We start from the raw sequence: 15,997 nt of genomic DNA on the forward strand, positions 1-15,997 counted from the left end.
TTCATGGGGTCGAGGGCCAGCACTGCCACGGCTGCTCGCCATGGCCGGCCAACAGCCGGGTCAGGTGGCGCAGCAGTTCGGCCTGTTGCTCGCGCAGGTAGAAGTGCCCGCCGGGGAAGGCCTGGAAGTCGGTGACCTGGGCGCTGACCTCGGCCCAGGCATAGGCTTCGTCCTGGTCCACCTCGGTGTCCCGGGCCCCCAGGCACACGCTCAGGGGCAGGTCCAGGGCGCGGCCGGGCGCACCGCGGTAGCACTCGATCAGCCGGTAGTCGTTGCGCAACGCCGGCAGGTACAGGTCGCGCAGCGCCGGGTCATCCAGGGGCGACGGCGCACCGTCCGACAGGCGTCGCACATCCGCCAGCAGGTCCTCGTCCGGGCCCAGGTGCAGTTCGCCGCTGCGCTGGCGATGGGGCGCGGGGTGCGCGGACACGATCAACCGTTGTGGCGCCGAGCCCTGCTGCTGCATGCGCGCCGCCACCTCATAGGCCAGGGCCGCGCCCATGCTGTGGCCGAACAGCACCAGGGGCCGGTCCACCAGGTCCGACAGGGCCCGGGTAATAGTGCCCGCCATCCACTCCAGGCTGCCGGGCCAACTTTCGCTCAGGCGCTCTTCGCGCCCCGGGTACTGCACGCTGACCAGCTCGACATCCGCCGGCAACTGGCCACGCCAGTCGTTGAAAAAGCTCGCACTGCCACCGGCATGGGGCAGGCACACCAGGCGGCAGCGCGGCGGTTGCGGCTGCGGATAACGACGCAGCCAGGCACTGGGAACCTTTCTCACAGCACGCCCTCCTCTGGCTCGGCCAGCGCCACAGCGGCGAAGTCGGGCAGGTGCACCCGGGTATCCGGCAGCCAGCGCAGCAGTTGTTCCAGGCAGGCCGTCGCGTCCAGCACCTGGGCGGCGTAGTGCAGCCCCTCAGGCAGATGCGCCCACTGCAATGCACAGAAGGCTGCGACGCTGCCGGTCAGGCGCGAGCCGTCGCTGGCCCGCAGCCAGGCGCTGGCCTGCTGCTGGCGGCCCTCGCGCAGGCCGTCGATTTCCACCGCCAGCAGTTGATAGGGCCGGCGCCCGGCCACATCCAGGGCGCTGGCCTGCACCAGCGCAGCGATGTTCTGCGCGCTGCTCCGCGCCTCTGGCGCCGAGCCCTGGATACGTTGCAGGGCCGCCGCCAGTTGGCCGCCCTCGAACAGGTTGAAACCCTGACCGTGGCGCACCGGTACATCACCGAACAGGCGCTGCTGCTCGGTGCTCAGGTACGGATAGGCCTGCACCCCGGCCGGTGGCAGCCAGTCGCGTTGCAATGCCTGTTCGGCACTTGCCGTGCTGCGCACCACCTGCCCTTCGCACCAGCCGCACTGGGCCTGGCCGAAGCCGTTGCCCAGGCTCAGCAGGAAATCCTCGGCAGCCGTGGCGGACAAGCACCCCAGCCCACCGGCATAGCAGCGCAAGGCATCGACCCGCTGGAAGGACTGCGCTAGCAGTTGCGGAAACAGCCCCGAGAGCCCCGGCAGCATGCCCGCCGACAACAGCACCCGGTGCCCCGCCGGCAACTGTCCCACCAGCCGCTCATGGAGTGGATCGTCGCCCCCCACATCCAGGTAGTCGGCGCCTGCGGCCAGGGCGGCCCGGGCCACCCGATCGAGAATCCGGTAGCTGGGCCCGGCGCAGTTGATCACCAGCGTACAACCAGCGCAGAAGTCCGCCAGGCTCTGTGGCTCCCACAGGTCCAGGGCGCGCACCTCGGCGCGCGCCCCCAACTGCTGGTTCAGTTGCTCGGCCTGCCGCGGATCGCGTCCACCCAGGCGCAGTGCCACCTTGCCGGCCAGCAACTGCGCGACCTGACGGCCGACGCTGCCGTAAGCGCCGACCAGCCCCATCACCCCTGCCCTCATGCCGCCACCTCGGTGGGTGCATCGAAGGCCTGGGCCACGGCTTGCACCTGGGGCTGCTGCATGCAACTGAAATGATCCCCGGGCACATCCACTACCCGCAGCTCACCCAGGCACAGGGCCTGCCAGTAGGCGCTCATGTCGCGGTGCATGCCGGGCAGCACCTGCACCTCGCCGCTCTGGCGAATGAACAGCATGTCGCCCTGGTACGGCGTGGCCTCGTGCAGGGCTACCGCGGCCAGGCTGTGGCGCAATACCTGCAACTGCTCGCGCAGCCAGTGCAGGTCGCTCAGTTGCGAACCGGCGTGGCGCATGGCCTCGGCAATGGCCTGCAGGCGCTGCTCCGGGGTCTTGTGTGCCAGACGCCGCAGGCAGGCCAGGGCCGGGGCGCACTGGGCATCCTCGCTCAAGGCCAGCAGCGAACCCTGGGGCACGCGCCCCGGAGTCTGCGTCAGCACCCGGGCGATGGTGCGTTCCATGGCCTGTTCATCCTCGGGGTAACCCAGGGCCAGCGGATCGGCCTGCATCACCCGGGCGAACACGTACTCGGCCAAGAGGTCGTCCTCGATCATGAACGGCACCCGGTAGCTGCTGATCACGCTCAGTTGCAGCACCTCGATGGAGCGCGCCGCCAGGCACGCCGCCAGCTCGGTGGCCAGCAGCCCGCCCAGGCAGTAGCCGACGATGCTCACCTGGCGCCGGCCTTCGGCCTGCAGAGTGTCGGCATAACGCTCGGCCAACTGGCGGATCGCCGTGGCGGGCTCCAGGGCCAGGTAGGCCGGCACATCGTTGAGCACCAGCCCTTCCAGGGGCGCTTCTTCCCCCAGGGCGGCAAACAGCGCGCGGTACGGCGCCAGGGTGCCGCTGCCGTCGTGGACGAAGATCCGCGTCGGGCCCTGGGCCTTGTCGCTGATGCGCACCAGCGGCGAATCGCCCTCCACGCCCTGGCCTCGCAGGTAATCGGCCAGGGCCGCCACAGTGGGCTGGTTGATCAACTGGCGCAGCAGGTCACTCCAGGGCAACTGCCGGGCCTGGGGCAAGGCTTCACGCAGGCGGCCCACCACCTGGGCCACCAGCAGCGAGTCGCCGCCAAGCTCGAAGAAGCCCTGGTCACGGCCCACCGCCGGCACCCGCAACAGGGTCTGCCAGACTTCGGCAATGCTGCGTTCCAGCTCATCCACGGGCGCCGCGCCGCTGCTGGCCTGCTGCTCGGGGCCGGCCACGCCGATCCGCGCCAGGGCCTGGCGGTCGACCTTGCCGTTGGCGGTCAGGGGCATTTCATCGAGGATCTGCCAGTGGCTCGGGATCATGTACTCCGGCAGGTGCCGGGCCAGATGGGCCCGCATCTGCTCGGGCTCCAGGGCCTGGCGCTCGCTCTTGAAGCGGGTGATGAACAGGTGCTGGCCGATCTGCGACATGGCGTCATCGGCCCCGGGCAGGCACAGCGGGGTCTCGCCTCCGGCCTCCAGCAGCAACTGCTGCCACTGTTCGCGGCGGATGAAGGTGGTATCCAGTTCGGCCCGGAAATCCTCGAAGGCGGTGAGGCCCTCCTTGAACTCCATGGACGCCATGATCTGGTAGGTGTCGCGAGTGGCCTCGATGAAGATCAGCCAGCCGCCCGGGGCCAGCATCTCCCGCAGCCGCGCCAGCACCCGGCTGGCGTGCCGCGCGTTGTGCAGCACGTTGGCGCAGAGGATCACGTCCAGGGAGTTGGCGGCCACGCCCTGGGCCCAATGGTCCTGGTTGAGGTCGAACAGCCCGTAGCTGACCCAGGGGTAAGCGGCGAAATGTTCCCGGGCCTCGTTGAGGAAGAACTGCGACAGGTCGGTGAACTGGTAGTCCACCGCCAGCCCGTCCAGGGCCGGGATCAGGTCGGCGCTGGTGCCGCCGACCCCGGCGCCGATTTCCAGCAGGCGCAGGCGCTGGCCGGCCGGACGCTGGCGGATGATCTCCTGCACCGCGGCGCACACCGCCTGGTTCAGGTACTGGCTGATCAGGTTCTTGCGGTAGGCGCCTTCGGCGGTGTCGGTGCGGCCCTGGGGAAACAGCAGGTGCAGCGGGTCCAGTTGGTCGCTCATCAGCGCCGGCAGTTGCTCCTGGCTTTCGCGCAGGTAGCGCAGCACTTCGGCGCCCCAGCCCACGGACGGTTCCAGGGCATCGATGCGCTGCCATTGCTGGCGGTATTCCTCGGCCGATACCTGCAGGCCCGAATAACGCCCGGTGTGCAGGTCCCGGTGCACCAGGCCTTCCCGGGCCAGGGCTTGCAGCCAACGGCGGATCAAGCGCTGGTTGCGCGGCGCCACCTCACAAGCCGCGACAATCTCGTCCAGGGCATGGCTCTGCCCGGCGCTCTCGAACAAGCCGGGGCGTTGCAGGGCCAGGCCCATGGACAGCAGTGCGGCGCGCTCGACACAGGCCGACATCTCGCTCACCAGGGCATCGCTCAAGCCGCCGCGCACGGCTTCGGCCGCCGCCTGGGTGCGCGCCTGCAACTGCGCCGGCCAGGCGATCGGCGTGTCCCGCAGGCTGGCCCGCAGGCAGGCTTGCAAGTGCCGCTCGAAGGCGCCCTCGCCCGCTGCCACCACCACCGCGGACTCCACATGGGGATGGCTGAGCAGCGCGCTTTCCACCTCCGCCAGTTCAATGCGGTGGCCACGGACCTTGACCTGGAAATCTTCACGGCCGAGGAACTCGATCAGGCCGTCGTCCAGGTAGCGCCCCAGGTCGCCGGTGCGGTACAGGCGCTCTCCGCTGCGCGGATGGTCGACAAAGCGCTCGGCGGTTTTCTCGGCATCCCCCAGGTACCCCAGGGCCAGACCGCTACCGGCGATGTACAGCTCGCCGGCCACCCCTTGCGGGCGATCCCGGCCCTGCTCGTCGAGCACCATGAAGCGCTGATTGGCCAGGGGCATGCCGTAGGGAATGCTGCGCCACTGGGGGTTGACCTGGGTAATCGGATAGTAGATCGACCAGATCGCCGCTTCGGTGGCGCCGCCGAGGCTGATCAGCCGCAGCCCGGGCAGTAGCTGGGCGGCCTCCGCCGGCAGGTTCAGGGGGATCCAGTCTCCAGACAGCAGCGCCAGGCGCAGGGAACCGGGGGCCATGGATGGCACGGCCTGCAGGTAGTGGGTGAGCATCTGCAATTGCGCCGGCACCGAGTTCCACAGGGTCACCCCGTGTTCCCGGACGCACTCGGCCCAATGCGAAGGGTCGGCGCGGCGTTGCGGGTCCGGCAGCACCAGCGCGCCGCCCACGGCCAGCAGGCCGAAGATGTCGTACACCGACAGATCGAAGCCCAGGCTGGCCAGGGCCAGTACCCGGTCTTGGGCCTCGATGGCAAAGCGCTGGTTGATGTCGACGATGGTATTGAGGGCCGCCTGATGGTTGATCATCACGCCCTTGGGCACCCCGGTGGAGCCCGAGGTGTAGATCACGTAGGCCAGTTGCTGCGGGTCGATGTCCAGGCTCGGCAACGCCCGTTGTGCCGCCCGCGGGCCCTGGTCCACCGCGATCACCTGGGTCACCCGCGCCGGCCAGCACAGACTGTCGCTCAGCCAGGACTGGCTGAGCACCCGGGCGACCTCGGCGTTGTCCAGGATCAACTGGCGCCGGGCCTCGGGCTGGTTGGTGTCCAGGGGCAGGTAGGCGGCCCCGGCCCGCAGGATGCCGAGCACCGCGATCACCTGTTCCAGGCCCTTGTCCATGCACACCGCGACCCGCTCTCCAGGCTGGCAGCCGGCGTCGAGCAAGGCTTCGGCCACGGCTTCGGCGCGCCCGGCCAGTTCGCCGTAGCTCAGTTGCGCGGCGCCCTGGATCAGCGCCACACGCTCGGGAGCAGCCGCGGCCTGGCGCCAGAACGGCTCATGCAGCAGGCCGGAGGGCAAAGGCGCGGCAGTCTGGTTCACCAGCTCGCGCTGCAGACGCTGGGCCGCCGGCAACTCCAGGCAGTCATCCAGGGTCCAGGCCGAGGGCTCCCGGGCCAGGCGCTTGAGCAGGCGTTCGAAGGTGTCGAACAGCGCATCCAGCAGGGTCTCGCTGAACACCCCTTCGCGGATGTCCCAGTTGATCGCCAAGCCGTCGTCACGCTCGCTGACCTGGCAGTCGATCAGCACCTGGGGCGTCTGGCTGATGCCGAACACCAGCTCGGCACCGGGCATGAAGGCCCCGCCGCCGCTCTCGCCGCCGGCCCCCAGGGTGCTGGTGAAGGCGTAGGGCATCAGCGCCGCGTCCTGGCCCTTGCGCCGCGCCAGCTCGCGCAGCACTTCGATGCCCGAACACAGGCGATGGTCCATGTCCTGCCACAGGCGCTCCTGCAGCTGCTGGCTGCGCTGGCCGAAGCTGCCGCCTTGCAGGGTCTGCACTTCCAGCAGTTCCACCGAGCTGAAGTCCCCCACCAGGCGATCCACCTGGGGGTGCAGGGACAGGCGATTGAGCAGGGTCAGGCTCAGGCAGAAGTGCCCGCGCCGGCTCCAGCGGCCCAGGGTTTCGGCATAGGCCGAGAGGATTGCCGCCGACACACCGACCCCGGCCGCCGCCGCGTTCAGGCGCAAGGCATTGCAGTCCCGGGCCTCCAGGCCCATGGCCCGGCGCTGGAAGCGCGGCCCGCTGGGCGGCCCCAGCAATGGCAGTTCCGGCGCACCCGGCAGGCTGTCGACCCGCGCCCACCAGTAGTCGCGATCACGCTGGTAGCGCGGCTGCTCGCGCAGGCGGCGCTCACCCAGCACATAGTCGCGAAAGCTGATCTGCGCCGGCGCCGGCAGGCTCTCGCCGCGGTACAGCTGCTGCAGTTCGGCCAGCAGCATGCGCACGCTCTGGTAGTCGCACACCAAGAGGTCCACTGACAGGTGCAAGCGCGAGGTGTCGCGGCCCTGGCTCACGCACAGCTCGATCAGCGGCCATTGCTGGGGCGGTGCACGGCGCAGTTCCATGCGCTCGCGCAAGGCCTGCAAGGCGCTGCCGTCGTCCCGGCTCAGGTCGTGGCGGGCGATGGAGTAATGCGGCACCTGGGGCAGGATGCGCTGGTAGCCCTCCTCCAGGACCACGGCCCGCAGCATCTCGTGACGCGCGATCAACTGGTTCCAGGCCTGCTCCAGGCGCACCGGGTCCAGGTCCTTCTGGGCGAACTCCAGGTAGCCGTGGCAGGCCACGCCGCCGTAGCTGAAAGCCGTGGTGCGGCCCAGCAGGTAGGCGGCCTGCACGTCGGTCAGCGGGAAGGGTTCTTCCCGGGCCGAATGGTCGGCCTCCAGGGTCGGCATCTGCGCCGCTTGCAGCTGTTGCAGCAGCGCCTCCTTGTGTTCGCGCAGCTGTTGCAGGCGCGCCTCGTCCATGACCCCGGCCGGGGCCCGATAGCGCAAGCGACCCTGTTCTTCCCAGAGCTCCACACCCAGTTGTTGCAGATCCTGTTGCAGTTGCTGCAGCGTCATAACACGCCCTCCACCATTGCGTTCTGATTGACGGGCCGCTGTTCCCGGCGCGAGGCAAGCAACTGCCCCTGCAGGGCCACGGTGGCCGCGTTGAAAAAATCCTTGAGCGACAGTTCCAGCTGGAACTGCCGGGCGATGCGTTCGATCAACCGGGCCGCCAGCAGGCTGTTGCCGCCCAGGGCAAAAAAGCCCTGGTGCCGGCCCACCTGCGGCACCTCCAGCAGCTCCTGCCAGAGCGCGGCCACGGCCTCTTCCCATTCCCCTTGCGGCGGCTCGGCACTCTGCGGCTGGATGCCCCGGCGCTGCTCCTGCAGCAGCCACAGCAAAGCTGCGCGATCGACCTTGCCGTTAGTGCTCAGGGGCAGTTCCGGCAGGCTCAGCCAGAGGTCCGGGAGCATGTGTTCGGGCAGCCATTGCCCCAGCCACTGGCGCAGGGCCTGGGGTTCGGGCAGCGGCTCCCGGGCCAGCAGCACCGCCGCCAGCTGCGCTTCGCTGCCGGGCAGCACCAGGCTCAGCGCGCGGTCGATGGCCGGGTGGCGCTCCAGGGCCACATCGATTTCTGCCAGCTCGATGCGAAAGCCGCGGACCTTGACCTGATGGTCCAGGCGCCCGAGAAACTCCAGGCTGGCGTCGGCCCAGTAGCGGCCCTGGTCGCCGGTGCGATACCAGCGCCGGCCCTCGTGCTCGACAAAGCGCTGGGCGCTGAGGGTCGGCAGGCCGCGATAGCCGGCGGCCACCCCGGCACCGCCGATCCACAGCTCGCCGGGCACCCAGTCCGGGCAGTCCCGGCCCTGGCTGTCCACCACCCGGAAGCACTGGTTGTCCAGGGGCCGCCCGTAGGGGATCGAACGCCAGTGCCCGGGCACCTGCGCCACGTCCTGGTAGTTGGACCAGATCGCCGCCTCGGTGGCGCCGCCCAGGGCCACGAACGGCACGCGGTGGCCCGCCGCCCGCTCCAGGCGCCGTGGCAGGTCGAGGCCGACCCAGTCACCGGAGACCATAGCCAGGCGCAAGGCTCCCAGGCCGCCGTCGTCGCGCACTTGCAGGGTCAGCATGTCCAGCAGCGCCGGCACCGAGTTCCACACACTCACCCGCTGCTCGCGGATCAGCCGCAGCCATTCCCGGGGCTCCTTGCGCAGCCCGTCCGCCGGCAGCACCAGGGCGCCGCCGACACTCAGCAGGCCGAACAGGTCGTACACCGACAGGTCGAAATCCAGGGCCGAGACCCCCAGCACCCGATCCTCGGCGCTCACCTGGTAGCGCCGGTTGATCGCGGTGACGGTGTTCATCGCCGCCCGATGGGACAGTTCCACGCCCTTGGGTTCGCCGGTGGTGCCCGAGGTGAAGATCACGTAGGCCAGGGCATCCGCCGCCATCTCCAGGGGTTGCCCCAGCGCCGGTGCGACCAGCGCCTGGGCCAGGGTCACCACCCGCAGTTCGGCGAGCCAGATACCGCCCTCGCGGTGGGCCTGATCGGTGATCACCACCCGCGCCCCGGCGCGCTGGTAGATCATGTCGCGGCGCGCCGGCGGCTGCTCGATGCCCACCGGCACATAGACCGCCCCGGCGGCAAGGGTCCCCAGCACCGCGACCACCTGGTCGCGGCCCTTGGGCAAGGTGATCGCCACCGCGTCACCCGGCTGCACGCCCCACTCGCCCAAGGCCCCGGCCAGTTGCAGGGCCTGCCGGGCGAGCTCGGCGTAGCTCAGGCTGCCCTGCTCGCAGATCAGCGCCACGGCCTCGGGGTTCAGGCGCGCCTGCTGGAAAAAGCCCTGGTGCAACAGCTGCGCCGGGGTCGCGTGTGCGGTGGCATTGACCTGCTGGCGGCGCTGCTGTTGCGCCGCCGGCAGCGGCAAGGGCGCCACCTGCTGCCAGTCGTTGGCGCACAGCCACAACAGCAAGGCGCGGTAGGCGTCGAACATCTCGTCCAGCAGGCCTTCGGGGAACAGCGCGTCCACCGCGTCCCAGTTCAGCAGCAGGCCGTCGGCCAGCGGGTAGCTCTGGTGGTCGAGCCAGACCTGGGGCGTCTGCGACAGCGCCCAGCCCGGTTCGCCCAGTTGCTCGCGGCATGTGGCGTCGACAAAGGCCGGGCCCAGGTTGCAGGCGAACACCACCGGCGCGCCCTGGCCACCGCCCTGGCGCAGCCGCGCCCGCTCGCGCAGCACCTCGACCCCGGGCCAGGCGCTGTGGGCAATGTCACGGTGCAATTGAGCCTGCAACGCCAGGGCCTGCTGGCTGAAGGGCGCGGGCTGGCGCTGGTCGACCTCCAGCAGCACCAGGTTGGAAAAGTCCGCCAGCAGATGAGGCACGCACGGGTGCAGTTCCTGGCGATTGAACAGCGGCACGTTGAGCAGGAAATGCTGGCTGGCGCTCCAGCGCCCCAGCACCTGGGCATAGGCGCAGGCCAGCACGCTGGCCAGGGTCAGCCCGTGCTGCCGGGCGCGCTGCTCCAGGGCCTGCAACTGGCCCTGGTCCAGACGCATGGCCAGGCGGCGAAAACGCGCAGTGCCGGCGTTCTGCGGTTCCTGGGCCAGGGGCAGTTGCGGGCCGTCCGGCAGCTCTTCCAGGCGCTCCAGCCAATACTCCCGGGCCGCCGCCAGCAGTGGCGCGCGCACCGCCTGTTCGGCCCGCAGGTAGTCGGCGAAGTTCCAGTCCAGGGCCGGCAGGCTGTGCTCCTGGCCGGCATGGATCAGCGCCAGGTCGCGCAGCAGGATGCCAATGCTGAGCACGTCGGCCACCAGCAGGTCGATGTTCAGGTGCAGGCGGCTGCGACCTTCGGGCAGCAGGCTCAACTGCACATCGAACACCTGCCCGCGGCTGACCTCCAGGCACCGGTGCGAGAGGTTTTCGCGGATCTGCTCCAGGGCCTCGGCAGCCCCGACGCAGGAAGCCTGGCGCAGGTCGTGGACGGTCAGCCCGGGCCAGGGGCTCTGGGGCAGGATGCGCTGGCAGGTGTCGCTGATAAAGCACGCCCGCAGCATCGGATGGCGCTGGCACAGGCGGCGCAGGGCCTGCTCCAGGCGCTGGGGCTCCAGGCCATGGCCGTCCAGTTCCTGGTACAGGTGGCAGCCGACGCCGCCCAGGGGCATGCCCGGATCGCGGCCGAACCAGTAGGCCTGTTGCAGTGGGGTCAGGGCGAAATCGCTGTTGGCAGGAGCGCTGGCCACAGCCTGCAGGCGCGGCGCCGCGAGGCCACGGCGAGCCTCGATCAGCGCCCACCAGGCGTCCAGGGTCGGTTGCTGGATCAGTTCGGCGAAGCTCAGGGCCACGCCTTCGGCGGCCAGCAGCGCCGGCAGGCGCATGATGCTCACCGAGTCGAGCCCCTGCTCGATCAGGGAGGCCTGGGGTTCAAGATCCTCGGCGCTGTAGCCGAGCAGCCGGGCAATGCCTTCGCAGAGTCCTTGGGGTGAATGACTCAGGCCGGCGTCCGCTGGATGAGCGCGTGCCAGTGCTGGGTTATCGGTCATGGTGGACGTTCCTTTGGGGTACGGAAGGGGGTTGGCGCAGGCGCCAGCGATTGATCGCCTCGCGCTCGTGAAACAGCTCGCGATAACGGCCCGGGGCCGCCATCAGTTGGGCGTGGGTACCGCGCTGGGCCAGGTGGCCCTGCTCCAGCAGGAGGATCTGTCCGGCGCTGGGGGCCAGGATCGGTTTGTGAGTCACCAGCAGCACCGTGTGCTTGCGCGCCAGTTGCAGCAGGCAACGGTTGACCCGGGCCTCGCTGATGGCATCGAGGGCCGCGGTGGGTTCGTCCAGCAGGATCAGGCTGGCGTCCTTGAGCAGCACCCGGGCCAGGGCCAGGCACTGGCGCTCGCCCCCGGAGAGGCTGACGCCGCCCTCGCCGACCCGGGTCTGCCAGCCCTGGGGCAGGCGCTGGGCCACAAGGTCCAGGCCGGTGGCGCGGGCGGCGTCCATCAGTTGGCTGTCGCTGGCCTCGGGGCCGCCCAGGCGCAGGTTGTCCAGCAAGCTCGCAGCCAGCGGCGGACAGTCCTGGAACATCAGCGCGATGGAACGATCGCGCTGCGCGGCGGACAGTTGGCGCAGGTCGACACCACCCAACAAAATGGCGCCGCTATCGACATCGCTGAACCGCGCCAGCAGGCGCAGCAGGCTCGACTTGCCGGAGCCGGAGGCGCCCACCAGCAGGTTCAGCGAGGCCGGCGCCAGCTCGAAGCTGATGCCCTGCAGGATCACCTGCTCCTGGCGCACCAGCCCCAGGTCGCGCACCTGCACCTGATGCCCCCGGGGTTCCTCGGGCTGGCTCGGCTCCGGCAGCGCCGGCAGGCGCAACAAGTGGCGCAAACGGTTCAGGCCATGGCGGGTCTGGCGCAAGGTCGTGCCGAGGTTGACCAGGGTACCCATGGGCTCCACCAGGCAGGTGGCGAGCACCGCCAGCGCCAGGTACTGGGCCACTCCCAGGCTGCCACCGAGCACTGCATACAGGCCGCATAGCAGCATCGCGGTGTAGCCGGCCTGGAGTACCACCGCCAGCCCCAGGGCCGCCGGAAAGGTCCGCCAGTGGGCCCGACGCTGGGCCCGGCGCTGTTGCTGCAAGGCCTCGGTGAGCAGGCTGAAGCCTTCGCCGGTGCGGCCACTGGCACGCAGCAGCGGCTGCTGGCGCAGGAACTCCAGGACCCGCGCCGCCGCCTCGTTGGCCGCCGCCTCACTGCGGCTTTCGGCCTGGCCGCCCCAGCGTACGCCCCAGTGGTAGAACACCAGCAGCAGGGGCACGCTGGCCAAGGCCGCCAGGGCCATGGTGCGGTCATAGAAGAACAGCGCCACAAGCAGCGCCAGGGGCGTCAGCAAGGCGTTGGCCATGGGCTGCAACAGGTGCGCCGGGGTGCTCATGATCTGCAGTACGGTGTGGGTCACCAGCCGATTGAGCTCGGCGCTGCGGCGCTCGACGAACCACTCCAGGGGCAGGCGCACCAGTTGTTCGCCGATGCGCAGGTTCAACGACTGGGCCGCCGCGGCGCCCGCGCGGTAGCCCGCCAGTTGCGCATGCCGGCGCACCCCCAGGCACAGCAGCGCGAAACCGGCAAAGGCCCCGGCCCATCGCCACGGCGCCTGCCCGGCAGCGGCATCGAACAGGCTGGCAAAGGCCATGGGCAACAGGGCCAGCGCCGCGCCCTGGGCCAGGGCACTGGCGGCCATGGCCAGCAAGGCCCGGCGCAGCAGGCTGGCTTCGGCCGGCTGCAAACTGCGTAACAGTGCGCCAATCATGCCTGCTCCCCCGCCGTTTCCACGGCGCAGAACTGCTGCGCCGCCCACAGCCCGGCATACTCCCCCTGCTGCTCCAGCAGGGCCGAGTGCCGGCCGCATTCCACCAGTTGCCCGGCCTGCAGCACGGCAATCTGGTCGGCATCCTGGATACTGCTCAGGCGATGGGCGATCACCAGCACCGTGCGCCCCGCCGCCAGCCGCGACAACGCCTGCTGGATCGCCGCTTCGGACTCCGGGTCGCTGGCGGCGGTGGCTTCGTCCAGCACCAGGATCGGTGCCTGGCTGAGCATCGCCCGGGCAATGCCCAGGCGCTGCACTTCACCACCGGAGAGCTGCACGCCACTGCCCAGCTGGGTGTGATAACCCTGGGGCAAGGCGGTGATACGACTGTGGATCTGCGCCGCCCGGGCCGCCTCCTCGACCTCGGCCAGCGTGGCCTCGGGACGCCCCAGGCGCAGGTTGTCCAGAACGCTGCTGCGCAGCAGGCGCACGTCCTGGAAGACAAAGGCCACCTGGCGATAGAGGGTCGCGCTGTCCATGTCCCGCAGGTCGACGCCGCCGATGCGGATGGCCCCGGCGCTGACGTCGGCAAAGCGCGCCAGCAAGGTGGCCAGGGTCGACTTGCCAGCGCCCGAATCCCCCACCAGGGCGGTCAGGGTCCCCGGTTGCAGGCACAGGTCGATGCCGTGCAGCACCTGGGTGCCGTCGGGGTAGCTGAAAGCCACTTCATCAAAGATCACCTGATGCCCCTCGGGCTCCCGGGAAAATGCCGGCTGCGCCTGCACCGGGGTACTCAGCACGGTGCTGATGCGCTGCGCCGCCGCCCGGCCCTGGACCAGGGAATCGGCGCCATGCCCCAATGCCGCCACCGGCGCCGCCAGGGCCGGGCCAAGCAGGGCGAACGGCAACAGTTGCACCGGGTGCAGCCAGCCGGCCGCCGTCAGCGCCACCCCGGCCACCAGCACCAGGGCCAGCACCAGCAAGGGCGACAGCAGCACCTCGACACTCGCCCCCAGGCCCGCCCAGCGCTCCACCCACTGGGAGAAAAAACGCCCGAAACCCCGCACCGCGCTCACGAAATCCGCCTGCACCCGCTCGGCACGGCCGAACGACTTGACCATGGCGATGCTCTGCACAAAGTTCAGGGTCGCGGTGGACAGGTCGCCCAGGGCCGCCCCCAGGCGCTGGCGCTCGGCCTGATAGGCCGGGGTGCGCATGACCCGCAAGCGCCACAGCGCCAGCAATGGCGGCAGCAGCACCACCAGGGTCATGGGCAGGCTCACCGTGAGCAGGTAGACCAGGCTAGCCAGGGGCACCACCAGCGCCGCCACCAGGTTGTTGGGCAGGTGCGCCACCAACTGGTGCAGGGCGCCGACATCATCCAGCAAGGCCCGTTCGGCGGTCTCCCGCTGCTGGCCGAACCAGGCCAGGGGCACCCGTGCCAGGTGCGCGGCGATGCGCTGGCGCAGTTGGCGTTGCAGGTCGCTGTCGGCCAGGTGGGTGATCTGCAATGCCGCCGCCAGCCCCAGCAGGCGCAGGAGCAAAGCGGCGGCGCCGGCCAGCAGCCAGAACTGCGCACGCTGCGCATCCAGCTCGCCGGCCAGCAGCAGCGGCGCCAGTTCGGCCACGGCAATGAACGGCAACAGCCCCACCAGCGCCGCCAGGGCCTGCAGCAGCATGGCCGCCAGCAGGCGCCCGCGCACCGGGTGCAACAGGTCGCAAAGTCCTTGTCGTTCAGCCACGGGCGCCACTTCCCTCCAGGGGTTCGGCCTGGGCGCCGAAGTACAGGGCCTGGATCGCCTCGCGCAGGTGCTTGCGGCTGACCTTGCCGACCCCGGTCTGGGGGAAGGCCGGGATGAACTCGAAGCGGTCCGGCAGCTTGAACGCCGCCAGGCCCTGGGCCCTTAGGTGACGCAGCAGCTCCGGGGCCCGGGGCGCGGTGCCGCGGGGGATGACGAAGGCGCAGGTGCGTTCGCCCAGGAAGGCATCAGGCATCGCCACCAGGGCGATGTCGGCCACCGACGGGTGGCTGAGCAGCAGGTTTTCCACTTCTTCGGCAGCGATCTTTTCGCCCCCGCGGTTGATCAGGTCCTTGTCGCGCCCTTCCACCATCAGGTAGCCGTCGGCAGTGAGCATGACCCGGTCGCCGGTGCGGTAGAAACCATCGGCCGTGAAGGCCTGGGCGTTGTGCTCGGGGTAACGGTAGTAACCGCGGATGGTGTAGGGGCCGCGGGTCAGCAACTGCCCCACCTGCCCCACCGGCACCGGCTGGTCGTGCTCGTCCACCACACGAATTTCGTCCGCCGGCGACAGCGGCCGGCCCTGGGTGTGCAGCACCCGCTGTGGCGGGTCCTCGGGGTCGGTGTAGCAGATCAGCCCCTCGGCCATGCCGAACACCTGCTGCAGGCGGCAGCCGAGCACCGGTTCGATGCGCCTTGCGGCCTCGTAGCTGAGCTTGGCGCCGCCCACTTGCAGCAGTTGCAACGGCACCAGGCCACGCCCGCGGGCCTGGGCCGCTTCCAGCCAGACCAGGGCCAGGGGCGGCACCAGGGCGGTGTGGGTCACCCCCTGGCGCTCGATCAGTTCGAAGCAGACTTCCGGGCTCGGCGAGGGGCTCAGCACCACCCGCCCGCCCACCGAAAAGGTGCCGATGAACCCTGGGCAGCACATGGGAAAGTTGTGCGCCATGGGCAGCGCCACCAGGTACACGCTGGCCTCGGACAGGCCACAGCGCTCGGCGCTGGCCCGCAGGTTGTAGAGGTATTCGTGGTGCCGGCGCGGGATCAGCTTGGGCACCCCGGTGGAGCCGCCGGAGAGCTGGAAACAGGCCACCGCGTCGGCGCTGGGGGACGGGAAGGTGCGCGCAGGCGCCGGCTCATACAGGCTGTGCAAGGCCGTGAATTCCTCGGCCTCGCCGGCGACTACCACCCACTCCAGCTGCGGGTTGCGGTCCTTGAGGTCGCGGGCCATGGCCCGATAGTCGAAGCTGGCGTCCCGGTCGGCGCAGAAGTAGGCCCGGGCCCGGGCGAACTCGCAGAAGCGGCCGATTTCCAGGTGCCGGTGGGCCGGCAGCGCGAAGATCGGCCGCACCCCGAGGCGGTAAAGGGCAAAGCAGACTTCGACGAAGGCCGCACTGTTGGGCAGTTGCAGCACCACGTTGTCGCCGGCCCGCAGACCCAGCCGGTATAAGCCGGCGGCCAGTTGGTCGACCCGCAGGTCCAGTTGCCGGTAGCTCAGGTGCTGCTCGCCCTCGGTCAGTGCTTCACGCTCGGCAAAGGCCTGGGCGGCGCTGCGCAGCAGGTCGCCAAAGGTTTCGTCGCGCCAGTAGCCGGCCTGGCGGTAGCGCTGGGCGAAGTCTTCGGGCCAAGAGGGGCAATCCTTGAGGTCATCGAAAGTGGACATGCTGTCTCCTGATGTTTTTTACGCAAAAAGCGGCCCTGGACCTGAAAGATCAGGCCCCT

The 15,997-nt window shown here is 70.1% G+C and carries 7 protein-coding genes; all 7 read right to left on the reverse strand.

Translation table 11 applies throughout. From position 1 onward, the window contains the following. Window position 1: 1 nt before the first annotated feature. From KI242_RS18315 to KI242_RS18345, 7 genes are read right to left on the reverse strand one after another with little or no spacing between them, the layout of a single operon-like run. Window positions 2-781 (reverse strand): alpha/beta fold hydrolase, encoded by a 780-nt coding sequence (locus tag KI242_RS18315; RefSeq protein ID WP_011061770.1) that lies wholly within the window; start codon window positions 779-781, stop codon window positions 2-4. After that, window positions 778-1,893: a saccharopine dehydrogenase NADP-binding domain-containing protein gene (locus KI242_RS18320; protein WP_227454029.1), complete on the reverse strand. Its 1,116-nt coding sequence runs from the start codon at window positions 1,891-1,893 to the stop codon at window positions 778-780. Before KI242_RS18320 ends, KI242_RS18315 begins: the two co-directional genes overlap by 4 nt. Then, window positions 1,890-7,313, reverse strand: coding sequence for a non-ribosomal peptide synthetase (locus KI242_RS18325; RefSeq protein ID WP_212805408.1), 5,424 nt, complete (start codon window positions 7,311-7,313; stop codon window positions 1,890-1,892). The genes KI242_RS18320 and KI242_RS18325 overlap by 4 nt, the downstream gene beginning before the upstream one ends. After that, a complete protein-coding gene (locus KI242_RS18330) occupies window positions 7,310-10,780 on the reverse strand; it encodes a non-ribosomal peptide synthetase (protein ID WP_212805409.1) in 3,471 nt (1,156 codons plus the stop codon). Before KI242_RS18330 ends, KI242_RS18325 begins: the two co-directional genes overlap by 4 nt. Beyond that, window positions 10,770-12,536, reverse strand: a complete 1,767-nt coding sequence (locus tag KI242_RS18335) for an ABC transporter ATP-binding protein (protein WP_053159137.1) — start codon at window positions 12,534-12,536, stop codon at window positions 10,770-10,772. Before KI242_RS18335 ends, KI242_RS18330 begins: the two co-directional genes overlap by 11 nt. Further along, complete coding sequence (locus KI242_RS18340) at window positions 12,533-14,278, reverse strand: ABC transporter ATP-binding protein (protein WP_212805410.1); 1,746 nt, start codon at window positions 14,276-14,278, stop codon at window positions 12,533-12,535. Before KI242_RS18340 ends, KI242_RS18335 begins: the two co-directional genes overlap by 4 nt. After that, window positions 14,271-15,938: an AMP-binding protein gene (locus tag KI242_RS18345; RefSeq protein ID WP_053159141.1), complete on the reverse strand. Its 1,668-nt coding sequence runs from the start codon at window positions 15,936-15,938 to the stop codon at window positions 14,271-14,273. The genes KI242_RS18340 and KI242_RS18345 overlap by 8 nt, the downstream gene beginning before the upstream one ends. Between the last annotated feature and the right edge of the window lie 59 nt (window positions 15,939-15,997).

This window comes from Pseudomonas sp. Eqa60, from assembly GCF_018326405.1.
Taxonomy (GTDB): Bacteria; Pseudomonadota; Gammaproteobacteria; order Pseudomonadales; family Pseudomonadaceae; genus Aquipseudomonas; species Aquipseudomonas protegens.